Origin of the sequence: Pseudonocardia pini (genome assembly GCF_013870575.1) — a bacterium.
In the GTDB taxonomy this organism is placed as follows: Bacteria; Actinomycetota; Actinomycetes; order Mycobacteriales; family Pseudonocardiaceae; genus Pseudonocardia; species Pseudonocardia pini.
This window is the reverse complement of the sequence record NZ_JACBXB010000178.1, coordinates 1-8499: the sequence shown is the minus strand read 5'-3', so window position 1 is coordinate 8499 and position 8499 is coordinate 1. Positions and strand designations below refer to the sequence as shown.

Sequence of the window (8499 nt, the reverse complement as noted above, 5' to 3'; positions counted from 1 at the left end):
CGGACCAGGTCGCGGAGCAGCGCGGCGGTGACGGGGTAGACCTTGGTGCCGAGCACGCCGTCGAGCAGCCCGATCCGCTTCTCGGCGGGGGTGTCGGCGTCCGCGAGCAGGGTGGTCAGCTCCGGCTCGCGCTCCAGGATCCGGCCGAACCGGAACAGCTGGTCCTCGACGTCGTCGAGTGCGCGCTGCTTCTCGGCCGCGGCCAGCAGGGCCGTACGGGCCAGCGACTCGGTCGCCTCGACCAGGTCGCCCGGGCCCGACCAGCGCTGGCCGACGAGCTCGTTCACCGTGTCCAGGGTGGGCGCGCCGACCTTGCCGGTCAGCACGGAGCCTGCGAGCCCGGCGCGCTGCTCGGGGCTGGTCGCCGGGTCGGAGAACGCCCGCCGCAGGCCGCGCTCGGCGACGAGCAGCCGGGTGATCGCGTACAGCTCCTCGCCCAGCTTCTGCCGGTCGCCCGCGGCGAGCTGCGTGAGGCGCTCCTCGAAGAGCGCCTCCGCCGCGGCCAGGGACTCACGGCTGGTGGCCGCCAGCACGAGTGCCATCAGCGCGCCCCGCTCTCTGCGGTCGCGCGGCCGGCCGGAGCCATGCCGTCGAGGTCGGAGAGGAAGCTGTCGACCGTCGCCGACCGGCGGCTCGGGTCGGCCAGCTCGGAGCCCAGGATGCGCTCGGCGAGCTCGGCGGACAGTCCGCCGATCTCCCCGCGCAGCGAACGCTGCGCGGCCTCACGCTGGGCCACGACCTGCTGCTCGGCCTGCGCACGGATGCGCGAGGCCTCCTCCTCGGCCTCGGCCCGGAGCTCCGCCTTGATCTGCTGGCCCTCGGCCCGGGCGTCGTCCCGGATCCGCGCGGCCTCGTCGCGGGCGCCCGCGAGCTGGTCCTGGTACTTCTGCTTGAGGGCCGCCGCCTCGGCCTGCGCCTCCTCGGCGCGCTTGAGGCCACCCTCGATCTTGTCGGTGCGCTCCGCGTAGGTCCTCTCGAACTGCGGGAGCGCCGTCCTGGCGAGGATCCACAGCAGCAGAGCGAAGGCGATGAGACCGACGATGATCTCGACCGTGTGCGGGAGGAGCGGGTTCAGCTCCCCTTCCGCGGCGAGTAACTCCATGGGTGTGTGCTCCTGTCGCTGACGACCCGTGGGACGAAACCGTCAGGCGGTCAGGGCGAACGCGAGCACCAGGCCCAGGATGGCCAGCGCCTCGGAGAGGGCGAAGCCGATGAACGCGATGCCCTGCAGCTGGCCGCGGGCCTCCGGCTGGCGCGCCACGCCGTTGATGAACGCGGCGAAGACGATGCCGACGCCGATACCGGGGCCGATGGCCGAGAGGCCGTAGCCGATGGTGTTGAGGTTACCGACGATGTTCACGGTTACCGCTTTCCTTTCGATCCGGCCCGCGGACTGTCCGCGGATCCGAAGGGTCTGGGACGGGGGGTGTGACCTAGTGGTCGTCCGCGAGCACGGTGCCGATGTACGACGCCGTGAGCATCACGAAGATGTACGCCTGGACAACCTGGATGAACGCTTCGAAGAACGTGAAGACGATGCCCATCAGGAAGGCGAACGGGGACAGGATCTTCAGCAGGATGCTGTCCGCCACGACGAGCATGTACTCGCCGCCGAGGATGAACAGCACCAGCAGCAGGTGACCGGCGAACATGTTGCCGAAGAGTCGCAGCGACAGGGTGACCGGCCGCAGGATGATGTTCGACAGGAACTCGATCGGCGTGAGGATGATCCGCACCCACCAGGGCACGTCCGGCGGCCAGGTCGAGATGCGCATGTACCCGCCGAAACCGTGGTGCCGGATGCCGGCCACGGTGAAGACGATCCACACCAGCCCCGCCAGCGCGTAGGGCACGCCCGGGTGCGAGAAGGTGGGGAACTGCAGGAACGGGATGATCCCGAACAGGTTGTTCACCAGCACGAACGCGAAGAGCGCCGTGAGGAACGGGACGTACTTGAGGAACTCCGGCCCGATCATGTCGCGGGCGATGGAGTTGCGGACGATGCCGTGGAAGGACTCGCCCAGGAACTGGGACTTGCTCGGGACCAGCTGCATCTTCCGGGTCGCCACCCGGAACAACACGACGATGATGATCGCCGCGAGCACGAGCTGCAGGACCGGCTTCGTGACGTCGCCGAAGAGCGGCGGCAGCTGGAATGCGTCGACCCCGGGCGCCTCGAATCCCGGTGCCGGGGCGGTGGCCGTCATGGTCACCCAATGCTCCTTTCGGTTCCGCCGCCCGGGTCTCCCGGGCTCGGCAGAATCGAGACGATCAGGACTTAACGTACCTGACGTAGATCAAGTACATCGAGGCCGCCGCACCGACCAGCAGGCCGGCCACGGTGAAACCCCGTAGGTCGAACAGTTCGTCCACACCCCACCCGATCGCCCCGAAGAGGAGGATCCCGGTCAGGAGGTGCGACAGAGCGGTCCAGGCCTCTGCGGGCGGCGGCGTCCGGTCCGGCGGGGGCTTCCCACCGGGTCGGCCGCTCACCTCGCGCGGCTGTTCCTGCTCCATCACGGGGACCATATCAGCCGGGTTACGCCCCACTTACCCGGTACGACCTGCCGTGACGGTCCTACGGGCCCTGATCCTCACCCTCCGGAAGGTCGCAACCCGTCCGACGTCGCTCTATCGCCTGTAGAAGTTCCGGAAGCCTGTGACGCACGTCGCTCTGAGAGCGCGATCACGGACCTTTCTGACACCTCGGACAGGTTGGTGAAGTTCACTCGTTCAGCCCAACGAGTGAGGCATCCGGGGCCCTCAGACGTCCACGGACGGGGCCTTCGCCCGCACGAAGCCGACGACCTCGCCCGCGATCCAGGCGAGGGTCACGCCCAGCAGCGTGAACGCGAAGGTCTGGTTGTCGAACAGGGTGGTCCCGCGGAAGACGATGAGGAACACCAGCAGCACCACGAACTTGCCGGCGAACGAGGCCATGGCCCCGACCATCACCCCGCCCGGGGTCGCCCGCGCCGTGGCCTTCATGACACCGGTGCCGATGAACCCCAGCCCCAGCCCGATCACGACCCCGATCACGGAGCCGATCAGGCCGGAGGTGCCGCGCAGGACCACGCTCAGGACCAGCGCCACCACGCTGGCGACCACCCCCAGGATCACCGCGTTGCGCTGCATCGCGGCCGCGAGCCGCAGCACCGTCCTGACGTGCGGTGCGTCCTCCTGGGCAGGAGCCGGGTCGTTCTCGGGGCTTGTCATGCGAGGGTCATCTCCGCGTCTGGGCCCCCGGCCGCGGTGGGCCTGTGGGACCGGTGGGTCCGGGTCGTGCCCGGCCGATCGTGCGCGCCCGCGGCACCGCGGTGGCCAGCACCGCCACGCCGAGGCCGAACGCGACCGACCAGAGGACGAAGGCCGGATCGTCGATCAGGGCGAGGGCCACCGCGCCGAACGCGAGGATCCCCGCCCACAGATAGATGAGCAACACCGCCCGCCGCTGGCTGTGGCCGATCTCCAGCAGGCGGTGGTGCAGGTGCATCTTGTCAGGTGAGAAGGGGCTCATCCCGGCGCGGGTGCGCCGGACGACCGCCATCAGCAGGTCGAGGAACGGCACGAACGCCACCGCGAGCAACACGATCAGCGGCGCGAACAGGGCGAGGACGTCGGAGCCGTCCGTGGTGGTGATGATCGGGATCCGGCCCGACGCGCTGGTGGTCGCCGCCGCCAGCATCAGTCCGATCAGCATGGACCCGGAGTCCCCCATGAAGATGCGGGCGGGGTTGAAGTTGTGCGGCAGGAAGCCCAGACAGGCCCCGGCCAGCACGGAGGCCATCAGCGCGGGTGGGTACGCGGCGGCGTCGTTGCCGTTCTCCCGCACGAGGCCGATCGCGAAGGCGCAGGTCGCGGTGGCGGCGATGAGGCCGAGGCCCGCGGCCAGCCCGTCGAGCCCGTCGACGAAGTTCATCGCGTTGACCAGCGCGACGGTCAGCACCACGGTGAGCACCACACCCTGGACGGGCCCCAGGGACAGGATGGAGCCGGAGATGCCGGTCCCGCCGCCGCCCCAGGGGATCCAGAACACCGAGAACTGCACGCCGAACAGGACCAGCACGCCCGCGGCGGTGACCTGGCCCGCGGCCTTGGTGATCGCGTCGAGCTCGTAGCGGTCGTCCAGGGCCCCCACCGCGACCAGCAAGGCGGCCGCGAGCAGGACGCCCTGGACGTCGCGCGAGTAGTCGAACGCCAGCCGCAGGGCCGGGAGCTGGGCGGCGAGCCCGATCCCGGCGAGCACGCCGCCGAACATGGCCAGCCCGCCCCACCGCGGGGTGGGGGTGACGTGCACGTCCCGACCCCGCGGCCAGGCGACCGCGCCCAGCCGCAGGGCGAGCACCCGCACCAGCCCGACCAGCAGGAACGTCACGACGGCGGCAGCCAGCCCGACCAGCAGGTACTCCCGGATCGGGAGCCCGAGGCCGAAGCTCGACTGGGCCAGGGTCACCGCGGGGGGATCAGCGCGGGTACGCGGGGGCCCGGGAGACCAGCGCCGAGACGGCCTCGGCCACGTCGGCCAGCTCGCGGTCGCCCGCGGGCGTGCCGTGCTCGGCCTTCACCGCGCGACCGAGCAGGGTCGCGATCTCGGCCATGTCGGTCTCGATCATGCCCTGCGTGGTGACGCTCGGCGAGCCGACGCGGACGCCGGACGGCTTCATCGGCGGCGCCGGGTCGTACGGGATCGCGTTCTTGTTCAACGTGATCCGGGACAGGTCGCAGCGCGCCTCGGCCTCGCTGCCGGTGACCCCGATCGGCCGCAGGTCGATCAGCGCGAGGTGGGTGTCCGTGCCGCCGGAGACGGCCCGCATGCCCTCCGCCTCGAGGCCCTTGGCCAGCGCCTGCGCGTTCGCGATGACCTGACCGGCGTAGGCCTGGTACTCCGGCTGCGCCGCCTCCTTCATCGCGACGGCCTTGGCGGCCACCGAGTGCATCAGCGGACCGCCCTGGGAGAACGGGAAGACGGCCTTGTCGATCGCCTTCGCGTGCTCGGCGCGGGTGAGGATCATGCCGCCGCGCGGGCCGCGCAGGACCTTGTGCGTGGTGGCGGTGACGACGTCGGCGAACGGCACCGGCGACGGGATCGCCTTGCCCGCGACCAGGCCGATGAAGTGCGCCGCGTCGACCATCAGCTTGGCGTCGACCTCGTCCGCGATCTCCCGGAAGAGCTTGAAGTCGATCAGCCGCGGGTACGCGGTGGCGCCCGCGATGATGATCTTCGGGCGGTGCTTCAGCGCGAGGTCACGGACCTGGTCGTAGTCGATGAGCTCGGAGTCCTCGCGGACGGTGTAGCTCACGGCGTTGAACCACAGGCCCGAGAAGTTGACCTTCGAGCCGTGGGTGAGGTGGCCGCCCTGCTTGAGGTCCATGGCCAGCACGGTGTCGCCGGGCTTCGCGAAGGCGGCGTAGGCCGCGAGGTTCGCGCTCGCGCCGGAGTGCGGCTGCAGGTTGACGTGCTCGGCGCCGAACAGCTCCTTGGTCCGCGCGTTGCCGATCTCCTCGGCGACGTCGACGACCTGACAGCCGCCGTAGTAGCGGCGGCCCGGGTAGCCCTCGGCGTACTTGTTGGAGAGCGTGGACCCCAGCGCGGCGAGCACGGCCGGGCTGGTGAGGTTCTCGCTCGCGATGAGCTGCAGTCCGCCACGCAGGCGCTCCAGCTCGTCGAGGACGACACCGGCGATCTCCGGGTCCTCCTGCTGCAGGGCCCCGAAGTCCGGGCCCCAGAACGGGGTTTCGCTGCGCTCGCTCACGATGGACCAGGCTACCTGCGGGTTCCTCGCGTGTGGAGGCGGACCCGGTCACACGTTTCAGATCAGTGCTCGCGGTTGTGTTCATCGCTCTGTTCCTGCGAGACTGGCTCGCATGACGGCCCCCCGATCGGCGCCCCGCACCGCCCGCGCGCGGGTCCGCGCCCAGCTCACGGCCGAGATCGTCGACGTCGCGCGGGCGCACCTCGCCACCTCCGGCGCCGCGGACCTGTCCCTGCGCGCGGTCGCCCGCGAGCTGGGCATGGTCTCGTCCGCGGTCTACCGGTACTTCCCGTCGCGGGACGACCTGCTCACAGCCCTGATCGTCGAGGGGTACGACGCGTTGGGTGCGGCGGTGGAGCAGGCGGCGGGCTCGGGGTCGCTGACGGAGCGCTGGTACGCCGCGTGCTCGGCGGCCCGGACCTGGGCCCTGGCGCACCCGCACGAGTACGCGCTGCTCTACGGCTCGCCGGTCCCGGGCTACCAGGCCCCGCAGGACACGATCGCCCCCGCGGGCCGGGTCGCGGTCGTGCTGGCGGACATCGTGCGGGAGGCCATCGAGGCGGGCTCCCTCACTCCCCCGCCGGGCGACGACGCGTCGGTCGTGACCCCGGGCCTCCTCGCCGAGCTCGGCCTCCCCACCGACACCGGCCTCGGCGGCCGCCTGGTGCTCACCTGGTCCAGCCTCTTCGGCGCCATCAGCTTCGAGCTCTTCGGCCACACCCACAACGTCGTGCAGGACCACGAGGCCCACTTCCACCAGGTCACCACCCGCCTGGCCGCCGAACTGGGCCTCCCCACCACCTGACCCGACCCCGCTGATCAACAGGCCCTGACGCAGGTTCGATCATGCGAGATCCTGCGTGAGGGTGTTCTCGGCGTTCCGAGACATGATCATCAGGCCCTCACGCTCACCGTCGGGCGAGCCGCTCGGCGACGACCATCGCGGTCCGCTGCGCCACCTGCTGCCGAACCGCCTCGACCATCCGCTCCGGCCGCTGGTACACGTCGGCCGCCTGGAAACGCATCGTGTGCCAGCCGAGCGCACCGGTGCGGACGTCGCGCGCACGGTCGAGTGCGTCGTCGTGGGCGTCGCCGTCGTACTCGATCGCCAGCCGCGCGCGGGGGAACGCCAGGTCGACCCGCGCGACGAACCCGCCGAACGCGTCGCGGAGGACGTACTGCACCTCCGGCCGCAGGTCGCCGAGCACGAAGGCCAGGCGCATCCGCGTCTCCATCGGCGACTCCGCGCGGGGGTCGGAGAGTGCGACCACGCGGTCGAGGCGCAGGGAGTTCCGCGCCCCAGGCTCGGCCAGACGCCGGTCGAGCAGGGCGAAGGGGTCGAAGCGCGGCGGCATCCCGGGCCGCACCGGCCGGGCGAGTGCGTCGACCGCGACGACGGCGTCGAGCAGCGTCAGCCGACGGCCGAGGTCCCACGCGGTGCGGACGCGATCGGTGACCGGCAGCCCGGCCGCGTCCTCGATCTCCTTGGTGGCGCCCTGGTGCGCGAGCAGCCCGGGCAGCGGCTTGAGGTGGACGGGCACGAGGACCTCCGCGGGGGCGTCGCGTGGTTCGCACGAGGCACCGAGGAGGTGAGCCGCCGAGTACCCGGCGAGCACTCCGCCTCGGCGTTCCACCAGCAGGAACGCCGCTCGCGAGCGATCCTCGAAGGTGAGTGGCCGGGCCGGGGCGTACACGTCCGGGAAGACTCGGGTGTACCGCGGACCGGCGAGCTCGCCGCGGGAGACGAGACCGGCGCGGAGCGCATCCGAGCCGCGGAAGGGGCCGTTGACCATGGCGGCACCTTGAGCGATCCCGCGCGTTCGCGGGCCGATTTGCGCGAACCCGGCGCCGGGAACCGCGGTTTTCCTGCGTCAGGGCCTGTTGATCATGCCCTGTCGGGCTGAGAACACCCTCACGCAGGATCTCGCATGATCGAACCTGCCTCAGGGCCTGTTGATCAGCTCGGTGATCGCTCGGTGATGGGTCAGCCCAGGGGGATCTCTTGGCCCAGGACCTCGCCCACGTCTGCGCGCGTGATGGCGCCCTCGCGGAGGATGCGGGGCTGCTTTCCCGTCAGGTCGACGATGGTGCTCGCGACCGGGTCGCCGCTCGGGCCGCCGTCGAGGTAGAGGGCGACGCTGTCGGCGAGCTGGTCCAAGGCCTCGGCCGCGGTGCTCGCCGGCGGGCGGCCGGAGATGTTCGCGCTGCTCACGGCCATGGGGCCGACGTCGCGCAGCAGCTCGAGGGCCACGGGGTGCAGCGGCATCCGAAGCATCACGGTGCCCTTGGTGGAGCCCAGGTCCCACGCCAGCGACGGCGCGTGCGGCAGCACGATCGACAGCCCCCCGGGCCAGAAGGCCTCGATCAGCGACCGGGCGGTGGCGGGGACGCCGAGCACCAGGCCGTCGATCGTGGACCAGGAGCCGACGAGCACCGGCACCGGCATGTCCGGCCCCCGGTGCTTGGCGGCGAGCAGGGCGCGGACGGCGGTGGAGGAGAAGGCGTCGCAGCCCAGGCCGTAGACCGTGTCGGTCGGCAGGACCACGAGACGCCCGGCCCGCACGGCCCGTGCGGCGGCGCCGAGGCCCTCCACCCGTGTGTCGGGATCGGAGCAGTCGTAGACGGGTGCGGCCGGAGCAGTCACGAACGCACCCTACGACCGCGCCCGCAGCGACGCCCCCGCACCCCACCGACATGCGCGAACGGCACCGACCGCGCCCCGCGCACCCCGACCGTCATCGCACGA

At 71.5% G+C, this 8499-nt stretch carries 11 protein-coding genes; 1 reads left to right on the top strand and 10 read right to left on the bottom strand.

The annotated features are described in order from the left end of the window. The 8 genes from H5J29_RS12840 to glyA form a co-directional block, all read right to left on the bottom strand. Nucleotides 1-542 (bottom strand): F0F1 ATP synthase subunit delta (locus tag H5J29_RS12840; protein ID WP_181781168.1); only part of this gene is annotated, 542 nt, incomplete at its 3' end. Next, nucleotides 542-1102, bottom strand: coding sequence for a F0F1 ATP synthase subunit B (locus tag H5J29_RS12835; RefSeq protein WP_181781167.1), 561 nt, complete (start codon nucleotides 1100-1102; stop codon nucleotides 542-544). The genes H5J29_RS12835 and H5J29_RS12840, both read right to left, overlap by 1 nt. 42 nt (nucleotides 1103-1144) lie before the next feature. After that, nucleotides 1145-1360, bottom strand: coding sequence for an ATP synthase F0 subunit C (atpE, locus tag H5J29_RS12830; protein WP_312858185.1), 216 nt, complete (start codon nucleotides 1358-1360; stop codon nucleotides 1145-1147). A 73-nt stretch (nucleotides 1361-1433) separates the two neighbouring features. Next, the gene (gene atpB / locus H5J29_RS12825; RefSeq protein WP_181781169.1) at nucleotides 1434-2207 is read right to left on the bottom strand and encodes a F0F1 ATP synthase subunit A; all 774 of its coding nucleotides are present in this window, start codon (nucleotides 2205-2207) and stop codon (nucleotides 1434-1436) included. A gap of 64 nt (nucleotides 2208-2271) precedes the next feature. After that, the gene (locus H5J29_RS12820) at nucleotides 2272-2517 is read right to left on the bottom strand and encodes an AtpZ/AtpI family protein (protein WP_181781166.1); all 246 of its coding nucleotides are present in this window, start codon (nucleotides 2515-2517) and stop codon (nucleotides 2272-2274) included. A gap of 246 nt (nucleotides 2518-2763) precedes the next feature. Then, nucleotides 2764-3216, bottom strand: coding sequence for a Cg1360 family ATP-synthase-associated protein (locus H5J29_RS12815; RefSeq protein ID WP_181781165.1), 453 nt, complete (start codon nucleotides 3214-3216; stop codon nucleotides 2764-2766). Nucleotides 3217-3223: 7 nt separating this feature from the next. After that, on the bottom strand, nucleotides 3224-4453 hold the full coding sequence (locus H5J29_RS12810) for a glycosyltransferase family 4 protein (protein ID WP_181781164.1): 1230 nt from the start codon (nucleotides 4451-4453) through the stop codon (nucleotides 3224-3226). A 10-nt stretch (nucleotides 4454-4463) separates the two neighbouring features. Then, the gene (gene glyA, locus H5J29_RS12805) at nucleotides 4464-5753 is read right to left on the bottom strand and encodes a serine hydroxymethyltransferase (protein WP_181781163.1); all 1290 of its coding nucleotides are present in this window, start codon (nucleotides 5751-5753) and stop codon (nucleotides 4464-4466) included. Nucleotides 5754-5865: 112 nt separating this feature from the next. Here glyA and H5J29_RS12800 point away from each other — a divergent pair, with 112 nt between their 5' ends. Further along, entirely contained in the window at nucleotides 5866-6558 is a 693-nt protein-coding gene (locus tag H5J29_RS12800) for a TetR/AcrR family transcriptional regulator (RefSeq protein ID WP_181781162.1), read from the top strand. 103 nt (nucleotides 6559-6661) lie between these two features. On the opposite strand, the gene H5J29_RS12795 is transcribed toward H5J29_RS12800, so the two are convergent. Next, complete coding sequence (locus tag H5J29_RS12795; RefSeq protein WP_181781161.1) at nucleotides 6662-7546, bottom strand: endonuclease domain-containing protein; 885 nt, start codon at nucleotides 7544-7546, stop codon at nucleotides 6662-6664. A 191-nt stretch (nucleotides 7547-7737) separates the two neighbouring features. Beyond that, the gene (locus H5J29_RS12790; RefSeq protein ID WP_181781160.1) at nucleotides 7738-8397 is read right to left on the bottom strand and encodes an L-threonylcarbamoyladenylate synthase; all 660 of its coding nucleotides are present in this window, start codon (nucleotides 8395-8397) and stop codon (nucleotides 7738-7740) included. Between the last annotated feature and the right edge of the window lie 102 nt (nucleotides 8398-8499).

What these genes read in the sequence shown, in the direction of transcription:
- H5J29_RS12800 (WP_181781162.1), top strand. Translation starts at nt 5,866, where the DNA reads ATGACGGCCCCCCGATCGGCGCCCCGCACCGCCCGCGCGCGGGTCCGC.
- H5J29_RS12795 (WP_181781161.1), bottom strand. Translation starts at nt 7,546, where the DNA reads ATGGTCAACGGCCCCTTCCGCGGCTCGGATGCGCTCCGCGCCGGTCTC.
- H5J29_RS12835 (WP_181781167.1), bottom strand. Translation starts at nt 1,102, where the DNA reads ATGGAGTTACTCGCCGCGGAAGGGGAGCTGAACCCGCTCCTCCCGCAC.
- H5J29_RS12815 (WP_181781165.1), bottom strand. Translation starts at nt 3,216, where the DNA reads ATGACAAGCCCCGAGAACGACCCGGCTCCTGCCCAGGAGGACGCACCG.
- H5J29_RS12820 (WP_181781166.1), bottom strand. Translation starts at nt 2,517, where the DNA reads ATGGAGCAGGAACAGCCGCGCGAGGTGAGCGGCCGACCCGGTGGGAAG.
- atpB (WP_181781169.1), bottom strand. Translation starts at nt 2,207, where the DNA reads ATGACGGCCACCGCCCCGGCACCGGGATTCGAGGCGCCCGGGGTCGAC.